Raw genomic sequence first — 20,340 nt, forward strand, 5'->3', positions numbered from 1 at the left:
CCCCCGGGACAGTGTCGGTCGGATCAGGACAGACTTCGCCGACGCCCTTCCTTCTTCGGTGAGCACAGCGCTGGCAGGGCACGTCGAGGGGACACACCCACACCGTGACGACGCAACCGCAGTCGTTGTCCGACACCAGGCAGGAATCGTGATGTGGGGCCGTCGTCACCGCGTCGGCGGCGAACTTCCCCCGCCAGGCGAGAGCGACGTGGACCAGGCCGATCAGCACCGGCGCCTCGATGAGCGGGCCGACGACGCCGGACAGAGCCTGGCCGCAGGTGACGCCGAAGGCGGCGATGGCGACCGCGATGGCCGGCTCGAAGGTATTGGCCGCCGCGGTGAATGCCAGCGTCGCGGTGCGGTCGTAGGCCAGCCCGAGGCCCTTGCCGAGCAGGAAGGTGCCGGTGCGGCGGCCACGAAACTCCGGCGGGGGCAGCGGCCGGCGCTTCAGCGCGCGAAGACAGCCGTCGCCACCGGCACCGCCAGCAGCAGGCTGAGTCCGATCAAGAGGAGGCGGTCCATCCACAGGACGGCGGCGAATTCGCGCAGGGTCGCGGCCAGCCAGTAGGCGGGGGACGTCGGCGCGCCCACGACGTGCACAGGCACGCCGACGCGGCGGGCCAGCAGGGTCGTGCGGTAGACGTGGAAGCCGCTGGTGACCACCGTGGCACGGCGGCCGGGAGCGGTGCCGTCCATGAGGGCCACGCTGAAGCGGAGGTTCTCCCCGGTGTTGACGGAGCGGTCCTCGCACACGATCCGGTCGGCGGGCACTCCGCGTTCGCGCAGATAGTCGGCCATCGCCTCCGCCTCGGAGCGGACCTCGTCGTCACCCTGGCCGCCCGAGACGACGAAGACCACACCAGGCATGTCCGGTACGCGGGCGCCACCGAGAGCGAGGGCGCGCTCCAGCCTGCGGGTCAACAGCGGACCGGGCCGGTCGCCGTCGAGCCCTGCGCCCAGCACGATGACATGGGTGGTTTCCGGTGGAGGGGCGCCGCGGCCCCGGACGAACACATAGCCGGCGAAGACCAGGAAGAGCAGGGTGAGGTATCCCGCGGCCGCGTTCACAGCGACCACCAGGGTGCCGAACACCTCGCCGCCGACCGCATGGAAGACCGCGTCAAGGCCGAGCACCGCCAGCACCGCGCAGCCGGCAGCCCCGGTCGTCAGCAGGGCGGCCTGCGGTCCGTAGCGCCGGACCAGAAGAACGCCGTCGGCCACCAGCAGCAGGCCCACCGCGAGCGCCAGGAGCAGGGCGGCGACGGCGAGGACGGTGACGACGGCCGGGTGAGCTGCCGCACCGTGCCCGGCCACACCCAGCCCGGCAGAGGTCACCGCGAGACAGAACAGGACAGCGGCGGAGAACCGGTGCGGCGCCAGCAGTGCGCTGACGGCGCCGCCCGCCGCGAAGGCGACCGCGGCGAGATATTCCGGGTACTCCGGCATGTGCCGCACCGCTCCGCTCCCCCGCCCGCCAGGCCCCTGCTTGTGCCCGCCCGTCTCTCGCCGCCCCGGGATCCGGACGGCACGCACAACTGCCGGCCATCATCCCAGACCTGCTGGAGTGCGCCGAACGCGGGCGCCTCATAGCCCCATGTCGGCGAACAGTCCTGGACTTACGGGCGATTCAGCTCGACCGAATACCGCGGGACACTCCGACCTGGCGCAAGAACTCCAGCACGTCGCGGTCGCTGTAGGCGACGCCCAAAATCTGAACCACGTCCCGGCCCGCGCGGTGACCCGGCGACCGCCCGTGCGTACCCGCCTGCTATCTGCGAGGCGCGGTGGTTGTGCCAGGCAGCGTGGCGGTTGCCGCGGGACATTTCCATCGAGCACAACCGCGGCCACCACGTCCGGGTCGCCACTCCCGAGGATCCCGCGAGCTCCCGCCTCGGCCAGTCCTTCTGGCGGTTCCTGCCCCGCTCGGTCCACGGCAGCGCCCGCTCGGCCTGGCACCTGGAGAAGCAGCGGCTCAGGCGGCTGGGCAGGAGCCCGTACACCCCGCACAACGACGTGCTCGGCGCGTGGGCGATGTCAGCGGTCCTCTTCGCCGCGCTCACCGCCGCGTTCGGCGTGGACGTGCTGCCGTATCTGGCCGTCCAGGCAGTCATCGGCTTCTGTCTGCTGGAGATCGTCAACTACCTCGAGCACTACGGACTGCTGCGCCAAAGGACCGCCTCGGGCCGCTACGAACGCTGCACCCCGCAGCACAGCTGGAACAGCGACGACATCGCCTCCAACGTCTTCCTCTACCACCTGCAACGGCACAGCGATCATCACGCCAACCCCACCCGCCGCTACCAGGCCCTGCGCCATTTCGAGGAGTCCCCTCAACTGCCCACCGGCTACGCCGGCATGATCCTGCTCGCCGTCGTGCCGCCGCTGTGGCGCCGGGTCATGGACCCCAGACTCCTCGCCCACTACGACGGTGACCTCACCCGGGCCAACGTCCACCCGCGCACCGGAGCCGGACTCTTCACCCGCCACGGGAGCCGCACATGGGCCGCTACGCGTGCCCGTGCGGCTACGTGTACGAGGAACGGGCGGGCGCCCCACCCGAGGGCTTCCCCGCCAAAGCGTCCTGGACGGACATACCCGAAGACTGGCCCTGCCCGGACTGCGGGGTCCGCGAGAAGATCGACTTCGAGGAGCTGCCATGAAGATCTGGGAATGCCTGGTGTGCGGTTTCGTCTACGACGAGGCGCAGGGCTGGCCCTACGAGGGCATCGCCCCCGGCACCCGCTGGGACGACATCCCGGACGACTGGTCCCGCGCCGACTGCGGAGCAGCCAAGGCCGACTTCCGGATGGTCGAGGCCTCCCGTGCCTGAGACCGCGCCGCGCACCGTCGCCGTGGTCGGCACCGGCATCGCCGGCGCGACCGCGGCGCTCACCCTGCGCCAGGAGGGCTTCGCCGGCCGCCTCCTCCTGATCGGCGACGACCCCACCCCCCACCGACGGCCACCGCTGTCCAAGGACCTCCTTTCAGGGCCGCCTGACGCCCGAACAACTCCGTCTGAAACCGCAGACGGCCGGGGAGGAACTGGGCAGCATCGAACGGCACGCCGGCACCAAGGCCACGGGCATCGCCGACGGCGTCCTGGAGTGCTCCGACGGAAGCCGAGTGCCGTACGACCGGCTGCTGCTGGCCACCGGAGGACGCGCGCGCCGCCTGCCGTACGCCGCCGGGCACGACCACGTCCACACCCTGCGCGGCCTCGGTGACGTGCCCGCACTCCGCGCCGACCTGGAGTCCGGCGGCCCGCTGCTGGTCATCGGTGCGGGACCACTCGGCCTGGAGGTCGCGGCGAGCGCCCGCTCGAAGGGCATCGGGGTCACCGTCCTGGAATCCGGCGCGGAGCCCTTGCGGCGGTCGCTGCCCGCCCCGCTGCGCCGCGCCGTCCTGCGGCTTCACCGGAGCCACGGCACCCGGGTGCACACCGGCGTCACGCTCACGGGACTCGCCCCGCGGGGCGGCGCGCTCGTGGCGACCGCCCGGGACGGAAGGAGCCGGCAGGCCCACACGGTACTGGTCGCCTGCGGCATACGGTCCGACGCCGAACTGGCCGCCCGGGCGGGCTTGGCCGTGGGGGACGGCATCGTCGTCGACGCCACGGGCGCTTCCAGAGACCGGAGCCGGACCTGTGTCACGCCACCAGCTAGAGCCCGTCTCTTTGACCGGTGAGTGCCTCCTGGTGCGGGCTGGTTAGTCTGCTGCGATGACGGATAGCGAGCTGGTCGTTGACCTGCGTGGTCGACTGATCGAGACACTCAACGACTTCTGGGACGCGGTGAGTGAGCCATGCGGGCTGCCGGAGTGGTTCGGCCGGAACCTGGACGCGTGGTCGGACACGATCGAGACTCGGGGCATCTCTGAGGTAATCGACAGCCACGACATTCTGATCGTGCACGTCGACCGGCGGGGTCTCTTCGGTGGGAGCCTGCGGGAGGCCAAAGTCCTGGCCAGCATCTTTGACGGAGAGCAGAACCGGCTCATCGTGCACGGGGTGGCCTGACGAATCCTTCGGACGCCTTGCTCAGCGCCGGGTCCAGATGAGAATGGCAGCAAGGTGGGCCCGAGTTCCTCCGGCAGGTCACGCCAAGGTGAGCAGGTGCGGTACTTCCACGCGATGGCTTCCAGGGTTCTGCGGTGGTCGGCCCACCTTCGTCCCCGGACCGGATCGGCCGGCATCAGCGGCTCGATCCGGTCCCACATCGCATCGATGATCACTAACCGGACAGGCATATCCGATCAACTGATCAACCCACCAAAGAGACACGCTCTAGCGCTGCAGTGTCAGCACTCCCGGCCGGTACGGCAGGAGGCCGTAGTCCCCGCCGTCGGTGCTGGGGTCGCGCCCCTGGTAGAGGAACTGCAGATTGCAGGGGTCGATGGTCTTGGTCTGGTCGGGGTTGGTGCGAACCAGATCGCCGTGGCTGATGTCCCTGGTCCAGGCCGCGCCGCTGTTGGCACTGCCGGCGAAGGGGCTGGTCACGGTGTTGGCCTGCGGTGACGGTGTCCAGGTGCCGTTGAGGCTGGTGGCCGTGAACGCGCGGAAGTAGCGACCGTACCCCGTGTAGTTCTGGGCCTCGACCATCATGAGGTACTGGTTCTGGCCCTGGACCTTGTAGACCTCCGGCGCCTCGAACAGGTCGAGCGACGATTCGCTCATGATCTTCGTGAACGAACCGAAGGTGCCCGGGAAGTTGCCGATGGGCATGCTGGCGCGGTAGATGCCGCCCTCATCGTCGGCGAAGAACATGTACATGTTCGTGTCGTCGCCGATCAGGGTCACGTCGAGGGGACCCCTCTTCCGGGTCGTGCCGTCGGGATTCACCACGTCCGGGAGGGTGGTCGTGAAGAGATCCTGCTGCGGGCCCCAGCCGTTGGGGTTGGTGGGGTCGGTCGAGGTGCGGTAGGAGAAGCTGTAGGGCCAACCCCCGTTGTAGGCGAGCACCCAGAGGTTCTTCGGGGCGAAGTAGAGCAGCGTCGGCGCGATGCCGTCGAAGGGGATCGTGGTCTGGGTGGCGGTGGCCATGTCGGACCAGTTCGTGAAGGGGCTGAAGGTCGCCAGTCCCCAGCGACCGTCGTTACCGGCGAGGTTGTTGTGCGACGTGGCGTAGACGACGTGCTTGCCGTTGTAGACGACGCTGGTGAAGTCCTTCAGCGCGGACCACCCCGCCTTCGGCTGCGCCAACGGACCGGTCGAGGTCCAGCGGTACGTCGACGGAAGAGCACACGAGTTGCTCGCCCCGGCCAGGCCGGTCCACTTCTGGTTGGTGCCGCCGTGGCACGACCAGATCTGCGCCGCCGTGCCGTTGGTCTTACCCCAGCCCGCAACCTCCAGGCACAGCCCGGACCGCACGCCGACGATCGTGCCGTCGGCGTTCACCCGCCACTGCTGGTTGTCACTGCCGTTGCACGACCCGATCTGCACCGGGGTTCCGTTCGCGGTACCGCCGTCCCGGACATCCAGGCACTTGTTGCCGTACACGGTCAGCTGGTTGCTGTCCGTCGACGTCCACTGCTGGTTGATCCCACCGTGGCAGTCCCAGATCTGCACGTTCGCGCCGTCGGCCTGGCTGAAGCCCGACACGTCGAGACACTTGCCGGAATCGACACCGCGCACCTCTCCGGTGGCGGCAGCCTGCGCCGGACTGGCGACGAGCAGCGCCGCCAACGCGGCCAGGGCCGCGGCCGCGGCGGCGAGCACCGCGGACGGGCGTCTGAGACTGAAACTACGTCTGTGCATAAGGACCTCGTCATCCTTGAGCAAGCGACTCCGGTTCGCCCCGTCGGGGCTGTCCGGTTGCCGGTGTGGTGCGGCCCTTGTGTTCGTCATGCCGAACAAAGGTCGAAGTATCGAGCAAACTGGATAATAGGGTTCCGGTGATCAGCGTCAATACCTCGCGCGAAAATCGCGGGCAGAAACGTTCGCAGACTGAAACCAGGCAGCTTCAAATTCCGTGGCTCTACGGGCCTTTGGCGTGAGGGGCAAGTAGCGGGGCGGGCCCGGGCTGGGCGGTCATTACGGACCCCGCCCAGGTCGCTCACCCGAGTCTCTGGTTCCGCTCGGCGCCCGACCCGCGCTCGCGGCGGGACCCGTGGCACTCACTGACGCTGGTCCCGTCGACGTGTGCCTGCGGCGGCTGTCTGCCAAGCGGGGAGCGTCGAGAACTCGCCGAGCGGGCGCGGGGGCCTCGGGGGCCCGTTCACGGGCGTCCGTGCGGGCGGCGTCGAGGACGGCCCGGCCGCGCGGGCGCGCACCGTAGTCGGCGGCGATCGGGCGTGTTCCGGGGGCTGTTGACGGCGACGCCCTGGACCGGGCGGTGGCTGCCCGCCTCGCCGACCGGCACCACGCCACCGACCACACCGCGGGGGAATCGTCGGCGTCCGCACCCGCGGTTTGCGGTCACGCCTTCTTGGCTGCATGGGCCAGGTCGCGGGAGGTCTTCCAGGTCTTTGTGCGTTGACACGGGATGCCCTCTCGTGGAGCCGACCTGAGCGACCGGCGCTGTCAGCGTTCCGTCATCGGTTCCCGTGCGCGGTGGGCGCGACGATAGGCCAGTGGCGAAAGGCCCACGTACGTGTGGAAGTGTTTGCGCAGGGCGACGGGGTCGCCGAAGCCGCAGGCGGTGGCGACCCGCGCGACCGTCAGGTCGGTGGACTCCAGCAGCAGGCGCGCGTGCGCCAGCCGCCGCTGTGCCAGCCACTTCAGCGGGCTGGTGCCCACCTCGCTGCGGAACCGCCGGGTGAAGGTGCGCACGCTCATGTGCGCGTGCCGAGCCATGTCCTCCAACGTGACCTGCTCGGCCAGTCGGTCCAGCGCCCACTGCCGGGTCGCCGACGTGGAGAAGTCGGTGTCCTGCGGAACGGGGTGCTCGATGAACTGCGCCTGCCCGCCCTCGCGCCACGGTGCCACCACGCAGCGCCGCGCGGCGGCCGAGGCCACCGCCGCCCCGTGGTCCAAACGGACCAGGTGCAGGCACAGGTCGATGCCGGCCGCTCCGCCTGCGGACGTCAAAATGCGTCCGTTGTCGACGAACAGCACGTCCGGATCGACCTCGATGTCGGGGAACAGCCGTGCCAGCGCGTCACACAGCGCCCAGTGCGTGGTGGCCCGCCGGCCGTCCAGCAGACCGGCCGCCGCGAGCAGGAAGGCCGAGGTGCACAGGCTGACGACGCGGGTCCGCGGTCCTATCCGCCCCAGCGCCGCGGCCAGTTCGCCGGGGAGCGTGCCGGTGGCGAGCAGGTGCCGGCTGGGCTCCTGGGTGGCGAGTACGACGGTGTCCGCGGTGTCCAGCAGCGACTCGTCGTGGTCGACGACGAGCCGGTAGTCCTCGTGCGTGCGCACCGGCCGGCCACCGAGGGAGCAGGTGCTGACGGAGTACAGGCGGGTGCCGTCCGGTTCGCAGGCCTCGTTGAACACCCGGGCGGGGATGCCCAGGTCCAGCGGCAGGACTCCGTCGAGGGCGAGAACGGCAACACGGTGCGGCATGGCCCGAATAGTACGACAGGTGGCTCTCCGGCCACTCCCCTGCCTCCGCGCGCAATTGCGCGGTTCAGGCGGACAAGGTAGTCCGCGTCTGGTTGCCCGCCCGCCCCGAAGCGTTCCTGGACCACGGCGAGCTCGAGGTCGCGCCGCTTCGGTGATCGTGCCGCGTCGGCCGCCGCCAGTGCGTCCGGCAGCTCCTGACGGGTGAGATCCGTGCAGTAGGCGGGTGCGCCCGGTTGTTGACGCCACGATTCCGCGAGCGGGCCCGCATCAAAGGCGTCGAACCCGGTGTCCTCAACGAGTGCCATGGCCAGGTCACGCTCTCGCGGACTGTCGGCTGCGACGGGCAGCGCGATGCGGTCCGCACTCCCCGCCGGCTTGTTCCTGCCCGCGAACGACTCCGCTCCGATCGAGTTCCACGCCTTGACGATGGACCGGCCCAGCTGCTTGGCAGCCCACACGCTCTCGGCCTGGCCGGCCTCGATCGCCGCGATTCCGCTGTCCCGATGCGGGAAGTAGTTCGAGGTGTCGATGACGACCGTGTCGGCCGGCACCGTGGCGATCAGCGGTGCGACCTGAGCAATGCGGTCGAAGGGAAGGGAGAGGATCACGGCCTCGACGTCCGCCACGGCTTCCACCGCGGTCACCGCTCGTCCGCCCGAGGACAGCACGTCCGCCTCGATCGTCTCCGGGCCGCGTGAATTGGCCGCCTTCACGTCGTGCCCGGCCGCGCTCAACCGCCTGATCAGCGTCTTGCCGATGTTCCCGGTGCCGAGAATGCCGATCCTCATGGTGAAACTCCCTTGTCCAGAACGGAACTGCGGTGTCGGTGACCGGAGTTCCGGAGCGTGGCACCCGCGGCGCGACCGGGGCTGCGGCGGACCGCGGACACGGCGGTGAGTGGGTGATGGCGGCCTTGCCGAAGTGAGCGCCGTTCTTCGTGTTCTTCGTGTTCGTCGTGTGTGTTCGCGACCTGTTGGCGCTGCCGCTCTTGTGCCGTGCCCGCGCGAGAGCCGTGTCGGGTGGTTCAGCGGTGGGCGGCGCGGTTCATCTCGACGACGTCGTCGGCGGTGGGGTTGGCACCGAGGGCGGCCAAGCGTTCCGGCAGGCTGTCGCGGATGGCCGCGTCCTTGGCGCGGTCGGCCGCGGCCAGGGCTGCCGGCAGCTCGTCGAGGGTCAACTCGGTGCAGTAGGCGGGGCTGTTGGGCTGCTGGCGCCAGGAGTCGGACAGGGCGCCGGCGTCGTAGGGATCGAAGCCGGTGTCGTCCACCAGGCTCATGGCCGCCTTCCGCGCCTCCTCGAAGTCGCCGGCGACGGGGATGGCGAGGCGGCCGGGCGTTCCGGCCGGGACGCCCTTGGTCCGCTGGGTTTCGGCCAGCGCGGCGTTCCACGCCTTGACCACGGGGCGGCCGATCAGCTCGGCCGTGTACACGCTCTCCACCTGGCCGTTGTCCACGGCCTCGATCGGCTCGCTGAGCATGCCGGGGTAGTAGTTCGAGGTGTCGATGACCACCGTCTCGTCGGGCACCGACGCGAACAGGTTGGCCAGCCGGCCCGCCACCCCGAACGGGATCGCCAGGACGATGACGTCCCGCTCCTGGACGGCGTCGGCGAGTTCCACCGCGCGGGCCCCGGACTCCAGCACCTCCGCCGGGACGGCCCTGGGGCCGCGGGCTCCGGCCACCTGGACGTCGTGACCGGCCGCGCTGAGCTCGGCAGCGAGATTCCCGCCGATGGCGCCAGCGCCTATGACAGTGATTTTCATGATTTGTCCCTTAAGGGGTTGTGCCGCCCCTGCGGGCAGCGCGAGGTGATGGCCGTGTGGTGGTCCGCCTGGCGTCGGGGGCGGGGCCGGGCCGGGGGCCCGGCGGATTACGCCTGGGCGTCCTGCCGGCGGTAGCCGCTCGCGATGAGCGTGCGGAGCCGGTCGAGCGACTCTGCCTCGGTGCCGGTGCCCTTGATCCAGGCAACGGAACAGGCCGCGAGGAACAGGTCGTTGCCCCGCACCGACGCGCGCACGCGCCCCGCGAGCTGCGCGGCTCGCACGTACTGATCGGTGGCGGAGATGAGGATGTGGCAGGGGATCGTGAGGGGGTTGTCCGGCTCCTGCGCCCTGGCCGCGGCCATGAGCGGGTCAGGCAGCCCGCTGAAGGCGCTGAAGTACTCCTCCATCGCCCGCAGCCACTGCTCCAGCGCCTCGACCGGGTCACCGAGCTGATCGATCAGCGCCTGGCGGGCCACCAGCTCCTCGGAGCGCGTCTGCAGCACAGCCGCCAGCAGCGCCTCCCGGGTGGGGAAATGCCGGTACAGGGTGCCGGGCCCCACGCCCGCCTCCTTGGCCACCGCCTCCAGGGACGTACCCACCCCGTGCTCCAGGAAGTGACGCTGCGCGGTCTCCAGGAGGGCCGCACGGTTGCGCTGGACGTCCGCACGGGGCTTGCGTCCACGCTGCTCACCGGCGCTCATACACCCCTCCTGCCTGCCGTGATCCTGCGGCCGCATCAAAACGGATGCTGCCTCCGTACAGATTCGAGAGTAAAACGGAGGCGGCATCCGGTCAAACCGGCGGCCCCGGTCACGACTGAGGCACCGGACGGTGCAGCTCTGGCGTGGACGGCTGGCGGACTCGGGCAGTGACTGGGCAACCGGCTGGGGCTGAAGGCTGGGGGCAGGGGCACCAGCCTTCAGCATGACCTTCTATTCAGTGCGCAGGGCCGTGGCGGTTCGTGCCCTGGCAGCCCAGCTTGCGGGCAGGAGTGCGCCCAGGGCGGCGATGAGCAGGCCGCCGAGTGCGAGCGGGAGCAGTTCGGCCGCGCGGTAGACGGCGATGACGGACTCGGGGAGACGGAGTCCCGCGCTGTCGCCCATCGCGGGCAGGACCCAGCTGTGCAGGGTCACGCCGAGCGGTACGCCCAGCGAGCCCGCGACCAGACCGGTCAGGACGACGGAGGTGAGGACCATCGCGACGGTCTGCCGGGGGGTCATGCCGAGCGCCTTGTGGACTCCGATGTCGCGGACGCGCTCGCGGGTGTCGAGCAGTACGCCGTTGAGCACGCCGAGCGCGGCCACAGCGACGAGCATCAGCGTGAGGAGCGCGGACAGCGAGTTGAGCGTGGCGACCACGTCGCTGCCCCTGCCGAGCCCGCCGGCCTGAGCGGTGGTGCCCAGCGGCGCCAGGTCCTTGTTCAGCGCGTCGACGTAACGGGTGACATCGGTGCCCGAGGTGACCGTGATGTGATGGCTCGCCTCGGTGAGGTCGGGGTGCGCGGCCGCGAGGGTCGTCGCGTCGGTGAAGATCTGCATGCCGTCGTTACGAGGGTCGAGGACCTCGCCGACGATCCGGACGGTGACCGGCTGGGCCAGCCCGTTCACGGTGACGGTGTCGCCGATGCGGGTGCCGGTGGCCACCAGAAAGGGGGTCGGAACGACGGCCTCGCCGGGCTTGTCGATCCAGCGGCCCGAAACCATCGTGTAGCCGCCCCAGGAGGCGTCGCCGGTGAAGGCCACCACGTCGACGGTGCCGGTCGCGCCGGACACGGTCGCCCGTACCGTCGCGGCGCTGTAGTGCTTCGCGGTTCCGGCACCGGACTCGATGGCCGCGGCCACCGCGGCAGGGTCGGCCCGGGGCTTCTTCTCGGCGGCGGGGCCTTGCGGGCCGAAGTCCGGCATGGGGGCAGGCACGGTGACATCGGCGGCGTCGTGGGCCTTGGCCTTCATCACCTCGCCGAGCGAGGTCGTCATCCCCACGGTGAACGTGACGGCAATGGTGCCGAACAGCACTGCCGTGCCCATGGCCAGCGCGCGGGCGGGCCGTGCGAAGGGCCTGGCCAGGCCGAGCGCGACCGGCTGCGGCAGCGGCAGCCGGCCGGCCAGGCGCGCCGCCCACCGGCCCCGCCTCGTCGACGTACTGCGCCCGACGGCGAGCGCGTCGACCGTACGCAGCCGACCGGCCCGCCAGGCACTCGCCCACGCGGTGGCGGCGACCAGGCCGAGCACCCCGCCGATCACCGCCACATCGACCCAGCGGGCGATGGTCAGGGAGGAGGAGCCGTAGACCTCCTCTGTCTCGGCCAGTACGGGGACGGCGAGCAGGTGGCCGGCGAGGACACCGAAGGCCGTGCCGACCGCGGCCGGGACCAGCGCCTGGCTGACGTAGGCCCGTACGATCCGGGCCGGGGTGAAGCCGATGGCCTTGAGGATGCCGATGCGGCGGGTCCCCGCGCCGACGGCCGTGGCGACGACGTTGCCGACGATGAACACCGACATGACCAGGCCGAGGGCCCCGAACGCGATGAGGAACGGGACATAGAGGGCGGTGTCGCGCTCGGCGTTCTTCTTGACGGTGAGCCAGGATTGCTTGCCGAGGACGGCCCCCTGCGGCAGGTTCCTCGTCACGGCCTCGCCGTCGGCGGTGATCTGCGCGGCGGTGCCCGCGTCGGTGAAGCGGTAGAGCATCTGGTAGCCGCCGCTGCCGGGCGCCGTGAGCGCCGGCATCTGGGACGGCACCACCCACGCGTCGGCGGTCTGTGTCACCGACCTGGCCACGCCGACCACCGTCAGTGTCGGAGTGCCGGACACCCTGGGGAAGGTGAGCTTCGTGCCCAGGGTCGGGATGAGCGAGGAGCCGGCGGACAACGCGATCTCACCGGAACGCGTGGGCCACCGCCCGTCAAGGAGCGCCACCTCGTCCACGTCCCGGCCGGGGTCCCCCCGCCCGACCACGGTCATCGGCCACCCGTCGCCCGCCCCGTCCGTCCTTGGGGCGACCGTGGCCGTGCGGAACGGCCCCGCCGCACCGCTCACCCCTTCGGCGTCCGCGGACGCCGACAGCCGCCCGGCGCCGACCCGGCCCGCGTCGAACTCGACGGACAGGTGCGCCCCGCGCTGCTCGGCGAAGGCGTCGGCGAAGGGCGCTCCGGAGACCACCAGCAGCGATCCGCCGAGGACGGAGGCGGCCACCGCCATCATGGTGGCGAGCCCGATCACCAGCGTCTGCACGCGGCGCCGGCCCACCCCCGAGCGCACCACCGTAGCGAGGGCGCTCATCGGACGGCCTCCGGGGCGGCTGCGGGCGAGATGAGGGCCTCGGTGATCCGGCCGTCGGCGATCCTGACTGTGCGGTTCGTGCAGGACCGGGCCAGAGCCAGGTCGTGGGTGACGACGACGATCGTCTGGCCCTCGGCGTTGAGGTCGGCGAGCAGTCGGCTGACGTCCTGTCCGGCGGCCGTGTCCAGGGCCCCGGTCGGCTCGTCGGCCAGGAGCAGCGGAGGCCGGTTCATCAGGGCCCGTGCCACCGCGACGCGCTGCCGCTCGCCGCCGGACAGCCGCCCCGGGTAGGTGCGGGCGTGCCGGTTGACGCCGAGGGCTTCCAGGAGCTGCGCCGCCCGGCGGTCCGCCTCGCCACGTGCCATGCCCGCGAGCCGTGCGGGCAGCACGACGTTGTCGGTGACGGTCAGGTCGTCGAGGAGGTTGAAGAACTGGAAGACCATGCCGATCTTCGACCGCCGGTAGCGGGCCGCTCCGGCCTCGCCGAGACGGTCCACCCGCACGCCGTCCACGGTGACGGACCCCGCATCGGGCCGGTCCAGGCCCGCGACCAGATTGAGCAGCGTGGACTTGCCGCTGCCGGACGGGCCGAGGACCGCGACGGCCTCGCCGGGCCGTACGGTCAGCGACGCCTCGTGCAGAGCGGGCGGGCCGTCGTCGTAACGGCGGCTCACCTCGCACAGTTCGATCACCGGCGTGGTCATGAACGGGCTCCTTCGATACGGGGCGCCAGATCGGGCGTTTGGCTCCCGGAACGCTAGGAGCGCGCCCCGCCGGCGCGCGTCACCCGCCCGGACCCTTTGCCGTACCGCATCGGGATCATCTGCCGGAACGTCATCCTTGCGATGTAGACGCCCGATGTACGCCGGGCGTCGGGAACGGCCGCTGAGGCGGACTCCTGCGGCTGCGGCGGCGGCGACAATGAACCGGTGATGAACGTGCGTACGATGCTGGAGCGGCTTCAGGCCGCGGTCGGCGAGGCGGTGCGCGACGCCAGGCGCCCCACTGGTCCACCGCTGCGACTCGGCCGTCGTGCCTGGCAGTTCGACGTCCTGGTGGCGCTGGCGCTCGGCGTCACCACGGTCTATTACGGCATCGACAACGCGGACAACGTCGTGGTGCGGGAGATCGCACCCGGCGTGGAGCACGTCGTGCCGCGCCCGGCCGGCCCGGGCGGCATGGCCTTCATGGTGACCCTTGCGGTCGTCGCATCGAGCGCCCTGGCACTGCGCCGCCGCTTTCCGCTCGCGGTGCTGTGCATCGTGACGGCCGCGGTACTGGCGACACCGCAGAGCGTCAGGCGGCTGACCTTCTACGCGTTCGTGATCGCCGTCTACAGCGCCGCGGTCCACAGCCCCTACCGGGTGGCGACCCTGGCGGCGCTGCCGGTATCGGTCCTCCTGGTGGGCACCTCGGGAAACTCGGTGACACCGATCATCCCCAACGAGTACATCGCCCTGCTGATCCTGGTCCCGATGGCAGGAGCCGCCCTCGGGCTGCGCACCTGGAAGCTCCGGACCGACGAGGGCCGCACCCGGCTCTCCGCCCTGGAACGCGAACAGGCCGAGGCGCTGCGCCGGGCGGTCGAGCACGAACGCGCGAGGATCGCCCGCGAGTTGCACGACGTCGTCACGCACAACGTCAGCGTGATGGTCATCCAGGCGGGCGCCGCCCGCAAGATCATGAAGACCTCCCCCGAGCAGGCAGGAGAGGCGCTGCTCGCCGTCGAGGCCGGTGGGCGTGCTGCCATGACCGAACTGCGCCACGTCATGGGACTGCTCACCATGGCCGACCGAGGTGAGGGGACGGACGAAGATCCGGACGTGACCGGCACGGCTGCGGAGCTAGCCCCGCAGCCCGGCCTGGACCAGCTGGAATCGCTGGTCGGGCGGGTCCGGGACGCCGGGCTGACGGTAGGGGTGACCGTGACGGGACCGCCCTGCCCCCTGCCGCCCGGCCTTGAACTCGCCGCCTACCGCGTGGTCCAGGAGGCGCTCACCAACACGGTGAAGCACGCGTCCGGCGCCACGGCCGCCGTCACCGTCGAATACGGCCCGGCCCGGCTCCGGGTGGAAGTCACCGACACCGGTGGACACCCGGGTGCCGACGCGGCCGCCGGGAACGGCCGGGGCCTGATCGGCCTGCGTGAGCGCCTCGCCGTCTACGACGGAACCCTGCACGCCGGCCGGCGCCTGACCGGCGGGTACCGCGTGGAAGCGCTCATCCCCCTGGGGGCACCGTGACCGAGCAGCCGCCGCGAGTGCTCGTGGCCGACGACCAGACCCTGGTCCGTACCGGGTTCCGGATGATCCTCGGCGCCGACGGCATCGATGTCGTCGCCGAGGCGACCAACGGAGCCGAAGCCGTCGATGCGGTCCGCCGCACCCGGCCCGACGTGGTTCTGATGGACGTCCGGATGCCCGAGATGGACGGTCTGGAGGCCACCCGCCGCATCCTCACGGGCGCCCCCGGTGAACCCCGAGTCGTCATCCTGACCACGTTCGACCTGGACCGGTACGTCTACGCGGCGTTGTCCGCGGGAGCCAGCGGCTTTCTCCTCAAGGACGTCACCCCCGAGCATCTGGTTTCGGCAGTCCGCACGGTCCGCACCGGCGACGCCCTGCTTGCGCCCGCCATCACCCGCCGCCTCGTGCAGAGGTTCGCCCAGCCCGGCGGCGAATCTGCCGCCCTCCATCGCGACCTCGCTTCGCTCACCCCGCGCGAACTGGAAGTTTTCGGCCTTCTGGCCCGAGGGCTGAGCAATGCCGAACTCGCTACCCGCCTTCGCCTGGCCGAGACGACCGTCAAGACGCACGTCGCCCGCATCCTCGCCAAGCTCGGACTCCGTGACCGTGTCCAGGCCGTCATCGTCGCCTACGAGACAGGTCTGGTCAGCGTCAGGACAGGCGAGGCCGCCCAGCAGTCCCACTGATCAGACATAGACCGAAGCCAAGACGTTGGGACATCCCCGGCCGGTACTCGTTCCCTTGGATGAGCCACGGCCAGAATTGCGCGTTCTCGCCGCCTGCGAACCGGCGGTCGGCAGTCTCCTGGCGAGGCAGCAGAACACTGCCGACCCCGCGCACCGAGGGATGTGTCCCACTCGCCCCTCGCGACTTCGCGGGGAGGCCGAGCAACCACGTCAGTAGCCGCCTGGAACGCACCCGCTCCCTCCTGCCAGCCGAGGCCCTGCGGTGGAGCGTGGGCCGGTCTGATGGTGATCGTGGAGCACGGTCAGACCGTGGCGAGACCCAGCAGCAGCGGCGCCACGGAGACGAGCATGATGACGGCCGGGGTGGCGATTCCCTTCTTGTCGCCTGCACGGACATGCGTGATCACGGCGCCCAGGAAGTACAGGACGACGCCGATCGCCGCCGCGATGCCCAGCGGGCGATAGGCGATGCCGACGAGCAGCCCCAGACCACCCGCGATCTTGACCAGGGCGAGCGGCACGAACCAGTTGTCGGGCACCCCGACCGCCTTGAGCCCCTCCGTGATCTTCGGGTCGCGGACGATGTCGCCACGGGCAGAGAAGAAGAGCAGCAGGGACAGCAGAACAGCGACGACGACATAGGCGATGAACACGGGAACTCCAGAGGGGGAAGGGGACCGTCGATCGGTCCAGGAGTGCAGGGCGGCAAGCGATGCACCCCGGGCGAATAATGTAAGTGGTTCAATGATTGATTGCAACAGACTATTTTTCCTCTTGCTACGGTCGGACCATGGCCAGCGAACGATCCGGGGACACCGCCCCCGCCACCAGCGCTCCCGTCGGCTCCCCCAGCGGCGACGCCACGCCCGCATCCACCGGTCCCGACTCCCGCCTCGCCCTGCTCCTGGCGTGGCATGGTGGCGCCGCCGAAGGCTGGATCCGAGAGGCACTCACCGCCTCCGGGGTCACGCCCCGCCACGCCGTCGTGCTGATGCACCTCGACGGCGGTCAGCTCGGCCAGCGCGACCTCGGTGCGCGGCTGGACGTCGACCCCAGCGTCCTGGTCGCTCTCCTCAACGCGCTGGAGGACCGCGATCTGGTGCGACGGCGCCGTGATCCAGCCGACCGCCGTCGTCACATCGTCGAGATCACCGAAGCGGGCACGGCCGCCCTCACCAAACTCGACGCCGCCATCAGATACGTCGAGGACGAGCTCTTCGCCGACCTCACCCCGCGGGAGCGCGCCACCCTGCACTCCCTCCTGGCCCGTGTCCGCACCACCCGCCACAGCGCCTGTGACGCCCCGCCAGCCACCGACTGCTGAACACATGGACCTGCCCGGGCGACAGTCCATGACCGTCGGACCGAGCCGCCGTCGAGACGCTTCCCGGCCTCGTCGTACCGGTCGAATCACGCTGCCTTGACAGCTTCCTGGGCGCGGGCCAGCTGCCGCAGCTCCCAGCGCGCCGCCGGCACCGAGGGGACGGGGAAGTCTGTCACGTCCAGTGAGCGTCTTGCCGACGGCGGCTTTGGCGCCGGATTCCTCCCACGCCTTGCAGTCGTTGCGGTCCCCGGCGAGTGGCCGGCCTACCACGACGACCAGACGGGTGTCGGCGTCGATGACGACCTGGTGGTTGGTCGAGTACCGGTGGTTCTTCGACCGCTCGGCGATGGCGTGGTCGCGGGTGGGGACCAGGGTGCCGTCGACGATGAGCACGGTGTCCCAGTAGGGCCCGGTCCTCCAGCGGAAGGCTCCGCGGCCGGCCCTTTGCGGACTGCATCTGCACCCCCGCGTCGCAGCGCGGTCACCAGCTTGCCGAACTGCCGCGGGCTCAGCCCGGTGAACGGGGCTGTCCAAGACGGCTCCGACGCCCTGATCACACCAGCCAAACCAAGATCATCTCAGTTGCAGACGCTGCCCAGCGTCCCCGATCCTGTGTGCTCGGCAAGCAGGGAGGGCGCATGGGGCTGGTTCTTTTCCCGGGCGATGGAGACAACAAGAGTCCGGATGTTTCCTGGTCCTACAGTGGCTTTGCCGCGTTCCGGCGGCGTCTGGCCGAGACCGAGGGGTTCGTCCTCTCCGAGATGCGAGGCTTCGGCGGCGAGCGCCCGTGGAGTGAGGTGTCCACCGCCCTGGAGCCACTCCTCGATCATCCGGATGTCGGAGGTAACGACCTCTCGCCTGACGAGTGCGCGTCGATCCTGGTCCGGCTGGAGGCCATCACCGACCAGTGGACACAAGAGGGCGACGACCAACTCCTCCGGCAGCACATCGAGCCCGCCCGCCGGCTGGCGGGCGTGCTGCTGCTCTGCATCGAGAAGGACGTCCCGCTGGCCTTCCTCTGAAGCCCCCGACCGCAGAACCCGCTTACGGGACAGCTCCTCGGCTACCGCTGGCGCCGTGAGCGACTCATCGTCCTGCCTATGGTCGAGTGGGACATTGGCCGCTCTCGTGTCCCGCTCAACTCTGGGCACCGCAGGTCAGGGTCCTCGCCCTGCCCATACCTATCCGGGACAGGACAGCCGTCGGCGTGGCGCGGATAACCTGCGCGAATGAAGCGGATTCAGCGAGCGGCCGGCGCGGTCGTCGGCTCAGCGGTGGGCGACGCCCTGGGCGCCCCCTTCGAGTTTGGCCCCTCGGGAGCGTTCTCCGCGCGGTTTCCCGTGCCCGGTGCCGGTGGCGACGATCGCGGTGTGGATGTAGTCGGCGTGGTTGTCGTTGGCGACTGCCAGTGCGGACGCGACGATCGTCAGTCCGATCCTGTCCTTTCGCCGAAGCAAGCCCTCCGCGGTCCGCCGGGTGACGAAGGTGTCACCTCGGTCGAGCACAAGGCCCAGCAGTAGCTCTACGGCCTCCGGCATCTCGGCGAACTGCGCCAGGCTGTGACCGGCATCCGCCCGGTCACGCCAGTCATCGCCTCGCCCGAGTTCGCCAAGCGTCACGACCGCCGCACGTCGCAGGTCACTGTCCACGGATTCGCCCTTCCCCTTCCCCCGATTCCGGTCAAAGTATTGCCGAGGCCCTACCCGGTGATCGCCAGGGCAGGCTCTACGCGCGCCGGCGACGCGGCCGGGAGAGGGCGCTGCTGCGGGAGCGCGCCCCCGACCTGCCCGCCCGTCTACGCCTCAGGCGTAGTGCCGGGCCAGGGTCGCGATCGGCGCGTGGTGCTCCGAGCTGCCGTCCATACCGGCGGACGGGGGGGCGGCCTCACGCAGGGACGCCGAGCGGCGGGTGCTCGAGCACGCGGGGCTTGTACTCAACCAACTGGATGCGGCCGTCGAAGGTGCGGTGTTCGATCATTTCGAGGGCGACGTCCGGATAGCCGTCGTAGATGCGTTCCTCGCCCGTGGCCCCGGTGATCACCGGGAACATCACGACCCGGAAGCGGTCGACGAGGCCGGCTCGCAGCAGCGACCGGCACAGCCTGAGACTGCCGATCGTGCTGAGCAGCCCCGAGCCACTCGACTTCATGGCGCGGACGGCGTCAACGGCGTCGTCGCGCACGAGCGTGGAGTTCGCCCATGTCAGTGGCTCCTCGATGGAGGAGGAGAACACCACCTTGGACGCCTGCGTGAGCTGGTCGACGGACGCCTCTTCTTCAGGCCTGAACTCGTCTTGGCCCTTCGGGACTTCGCCTGCGGCGAAGCCCGACATCAGGCGGTAGGTGTTCGCCCCCATCAAGTAGGTGGCCTGGGGCTGGTCGCCCAGCCACGCGAGATACTCCGGGCCCTCCAGACCCCAGAACCCGGGCCATCCCTCTCCCGAGGCATGGCCGTCGAGGGAGGTGATGAAATCGACGAGAAGCTCCGACATGACCGCGTCCTTTCCTGAGGTGTCACCAGCTTGGACCGGCCGGGAGCCACCAACTCATCGGCCACGCCGTGGAGCAACGAGGCAAGCCAAGCCGGTGCAGTCGATCAGGTCGGCGAAACGGCGATGCGGTCCGGATCCGCCCGGCCCGGCGCCGGGCGCACCATCCGCCGGCCGGGCCGACCTGCTGGACCTGGTGACCGGCCGCCTCGCCGCCCGCCTGCCGCGCCTGCCGGACCGCACAGACCGTAAATGCGTCGACAGCTCCCTTCGGCAACGGCAGAGTGGCCGTCCGTGACGAGCAGTGAACTGTGGACCCGTGCGACCGCCGACCGTTACGACGCCGAGGAGACCGAACTGTCCTCGCCTGCCGTTCTCGGACCGACTCTCGCCTTCCTCGCGGAGCTGGCCGGAGACGGCCGGGCGCTGGAGTTCGCCATCGGAACCGGACGAGTGGGAGTCCCGCTCCGCGAACGCGGCGTGCCGGTAGTGGGCATCGAACTGTCCGAGCACATGGCAGCGGTGCTGCGGCGCAAGATCGACGAGGACGCGCTCCCGGTGGTCATCGGGGACATGGCCACCACCGTCGTTCCCGGTGAGTTCACCCTCGTCTATCTCGTCTACAACACCATCACGAACCTGCTCACCCAGGACGAGCAGGTCGAGTGCTTCCGCAACGCCGCACGGCATCTGGAGCCCGGCGGCCGATTCGTCATCGAGCTGGGTGTGCCGCCGCTGCGGTTCCTGCCGCCCGGCCAGGTCGCGGTGCCGTTCGACGTCTCCGAGCAGCATCTCGGCTTCGACACCTTCGACCTCGTCGAGCAGATCCTCGTCTCGCACCACCTCACTCTCGACGGCGACGACGGCCGCTACCGCCGCGGCGCCTCCCGGCACCGGTACGCCTGGCCGGCAGAGCTCGACCTGATGGCACGGATCGCCGGCCTCGAGAGGGAACGTCGCGTCGCGGACTGGGACGGGTCGCCGTTCACCCAGGACTCCGCGAAGCACGTCTCCGTGTGGCGCAAGCCGGCCTGAGACCGGCCACCGGGGGCCGTC

General features: G+C 70.5%; 18 protein-coding genes and 7 pseudogenes. 12 read left to right on the forward strand and 13 right to left on the reverse strand.

Annotation, left to right across the window (positions count from 1 at the left end):
* Positions 1 to 154 precede the first annotated feature (154 nt).
* Positions 155 to 403, reverse strand: a pseudogene (locus OG802_RS00395) (ACR3 family arsenite efflux transporter); the annotation flags it as partial.
* A 44-nt stretch (positions 404 to 447) separates the two neighbouring features.
* Positions 448 to 1,446 (reverse strand): YdcF family protein, encoded by a 999-nt coding sequence (locus tag OG802_RS00400; protein ID WP_329406022.1) that lies wholly within the window; start codon positions 1,444 to 1,446, stop codon positions 448 to 450.
* A 363-nt stretch (positions 1,447 to 1,809) separates the two neighbouring features.
* On the opposite strand from OG802_RS00400, the pseudogene OG802_RS00405 reads away from it, so the two are divergent.
* From OG802_RS00405 to OG802_RS00430, 6 genes and pseudogenes are all read left to right on the forward strand, one after another.
* A pseudogene (locus OG802_RS00405) lies at positions 1,810 to 2,298 on the forward strand (alkane 1-monooxygenase); the annotation flags it as partial.
* A gap of 200 nt (positions 2,299 to 2,498) precedes the next feature.
* A complete protein-coding gene (locus OG802_RS00410; RefSeq protein ID WP_329406023.1) occupies positions 2,499 to 2,660 on the forward strand; it encodes a rubredoxin in 162 nt (53 codons plus the stop codon).
* The gene (locus tag OG802_RS00415; RefSeq protein WP_329406024.1) at positions 2,657 to 2,830 is read left to right on the forward strand and encodes a rubredoxin; all 174 of its coding nucleotides are present in this window, start codon (positions 2,657 to 2,659) and stop codon (positions 2,828 to 2,830) included. The genes OG802_RS00410 and OG802_RS00415 overlap by 4 nt, the downstream gene beginning before the upstream one ends.
* Positions 2,831 to 2,852: 22 nt before the next feature.
* Positions 2,853 to 3,002: pseudogene (locus OG802_RS00420) on the forward strand (NAD(P)/FAD-dependent oxidoreductase); the annotation flags it as partial.
* A gap of 49 nt (positions 3,003 to 3,051) precedes the next feature.
* The gene (locus tag OG802_RS00425) at positions 3,052 to 3,684 is read left to right on the forward strand and encodes an NAD(P)/FAD-dependent oxidoreductase (protein ID WP_329416868.1); all 633 of its coding nucleotides are present in this window, start codon (positions 3,052 to 3,054) and stop codon (positions 3,682 to 3,684) included.
* Positions 3,685 to 3,718: 34 nt separating this feature from the next.
* A complete protein-coding gene (locus OG802_RS00430; protein WP_329406025.1) occupies positions 3,719 to 4,015 on the forward strand; it encodes a barstar family protein in 297 nt (98 codons plus the stop codon).
* Positions 4,016 to 4,071: 56 nt separating this feature from the next.
* Here the strand turns inward: OG802_RS00430 and OG802_RS00435 are convergent.
* The 8 genes and pseudogenes from OG802_RS00435 to OG802_RS00470 all read right to left on the reverse strand — a co-directional run.
* Positions 4,072 to 4,245: pseudogene (locus OG802_RS00435) on the reverse strand (transposase); the annotation flags it as partial.
* A 37-nt stretch (positions 4,246 to 4,282) separates the two neighbouring features.
* Complete coding sequence (locus OG802_RS00440) at positions 4,283 to 5,752, reverse strand: non-reducing end alpha-L-arabinofuranosidase family hydrolase (protein WP_329406026.1); 1,470 nt, start codon at positions 5,750 to 5,752, stop codon at positions 4,283 to 4,285.
* Positions 5,753 to 6,517: 765 nt separating this feature from the next.
* Entirely contained in the window at positions 6,518 to 7,498 is a 981-nt protein-coding gene (locus OG802_RS00445) for a GlxA family transcriptional regulator (protein ID WP_329406027.1), read from the reverse strand.
* Positions 7,499 to 8,001: 503 nt separating this feature from the next.
* Positions 8,002 to 8,526, reverse strand: a pseudogene (locus OG802_RS00450) (NADPH-dependent F420 reductase); the annotation flags it as partial.
* Entirely contained in the window at positions 8,523 to 9,260 is a 738-nt protein-coding gene (locus tag OG802_RS00455; RefSeq protein WP_329406028.1) for an NADPH-dependent F420 reductase, read from the reverse strand. The gene OG802_RS00455 and the pseudogene OG802_RS00450, both read right to left, overlap by 4 nt.
* A 107-nt stretch (positions 9,261 to 9,367) precedes the next feature.
* Entirely contained in the window at positions 9,368 to 9,961 is a 594-nt protein-coding gene (locus OG802_RS00460) for a TetR/AcrR family transcriptional regulator (RefSeq protein ID WP_329406029.1), read from the reverse strand.
* 231 nt (positions 9,962 to 10,192) lie between these two features.
* Positions 10,193 to 12,541 (reverse strand): ABC transporter permease, encoded by a 2,349-nt coding sequence (locus tag OG802_RS00465; RefSeq protein WP_329406030.1) that lies wholly within the window; start codon positions 12,539 to 12,541, stop codon positions 10,193 to 10,195.
* Positions 12,538 to 13,245: an ABC transporter ATP-binding protein gene (locus OG802_RS00470; RefSeq protein ID WP_329406032.1), complete on the reverse strand. Its 708-nt coding sequence runs from the start codon at positions 13,243 to 13,245 to the stop codon at positions 12,538 to 12,540. The genes OG802_RS00465 and OG802_RS00470 overlap by 4 nt, the downstream gene beginning before the upstream one ends.
* Before the next feature lie 228 nt (positions 13,246 to 13,473).
* On the opposite strand from OG802_RS00470, the gene OG802_RS00475 reads away from it, so the two are divergent.
* The gene (locus tag OG802_RS00475) at positions 13,474 to 14,784 is read left to right on the forward strand and encodes a sensor histidine kinase (protein WP_329406033.1); all 1,311 of its coding nucleotides are present in this window, start codon (positions 13,474 to 13,476) and stop codon (positions 14,782 to 14,784) included.
* On the forward strand, positions 14,781 to 15,473 hold the full coding sequence (locus OG802_RS00480; protein ID WP_329406034.1) for a response regulator transcription factor: 693 nt from the start codon (positions 14,781 to 14,783) through the stop codon (positions 15,471 to 15,473). The genes OG802_RS00475 and OG802_RS00480 overlap by 4 nt, the downstream gene beginning before the upstream one ends.
* 302 nt (positions 15,474 to 15,775) lie before the next feature.
* Here OG802_RS00480 and OG802_RS00485 read toward each other — a convergent pair whose 3' ends face one another.
* Complete coding sequence (locus OG802_RS00485) at positions 15,776 to 16,126, reverse strand: DoxX family protein (protein WP_329406036.1); 351 nt, start codon at positions 16,124 to 16,126, stop codon at positions 15,776 to 15,778.
* 137 nt (positions 16,127 to 16,263) lie between these two features.
* On the opposite strand from OG802_RS00485, the gene OG802_RS00490 reads away from it, so the two are divergent.
* Positions 16,264 to 16,797 carry a MarR family winged helix-turn-helix transcriptional regulator gene (locus OG802_RS00490; protein WP_329406037.1) on the forward strand — a complete coding sequence of 178 codons (534 nt, stop codon included), beginning with the start codon at positions 16,264 to 16,266 and terminating at the stop codon, positions 16,795 to 16,797.
* A 171-nt stretch (positions 16,798 to 16,968) separates the two neighbouring features.
* Here OG802_RS00490 and OG802_RS00495 read toward each other — a convergent pair.
* A pseudogene (locus OG802_RS00495) lies at positions 16,969 to 17,363 on the reverse strand (transposase); the annotation flags it as partial.
* Positions 17,364 to 17,435: 72 nt separating this feature from the next.
* Between OG802_RS00495 and OG802_RS00500 the strand changes: the two are divergent.
* Positions 17,436 to 17,819 carry a hypothetical protein gene (locus tag OG802_RS00500; RefSeq protein WP_329406038.1) on the forward strand — a complete coding sequence of 128 codons (384 nt, stop codon included), beginning with the start codon at positions 17,436 to 17,438 and terminating at the stop codon, positions 17,817 to 17,819.
* 207 nt (positions 17,820 to 18,026) lie between these two features.
* Positions 18,027 to 18,158, forward strand: a pseudogene (locus tag OG802_RS00505) (ADP-ribosylglycohydrolase family protein); the annotation flags it as partial.
* 523 nt (positions 18,159 to 18,681) lie between these two features.
* Here OG802_RS00505 and OG802_RS00510 read toward each other — a convergent pair.
* Complete coding sequence (locus tag OG802_RS00510) at positions 18,682 to 19,287, reverse strand: dihydrofolate reductase family protein (RefSeq protein ID WP_329406039.1); 606 nt, start codon at positions 19,285 to 19,287, stop codon at positions 18,682 to 18,684.
* Positions 19,288 to 19,578: 291 nt separating this feature from the next.
* On the opposite strand from OG802_RS00510, the gene OG802_RS00515 reads away from it, so the two are divergent.
* Entirely contained in the window at positions 19,579 to 20,319 is a 741-nt protein-coding gene (locus OG802_RS00515; protein WP_329406040.1) for a class I SAM-dependent DNA methyltransferase, read from the forward strand.
* Positions 20,320 to 20,340: the final 21 nt, after the last annotated feature.

This window comes from Streptomyces sp. NBC_00704 (assembly GCF_036226605.1).
Taxonomy (GTDB): domain Bacteria; phylum Actinomycetota; class Actinomycetes; order Streptomycetales; family Streptomycetaceae; genus Streptomyces.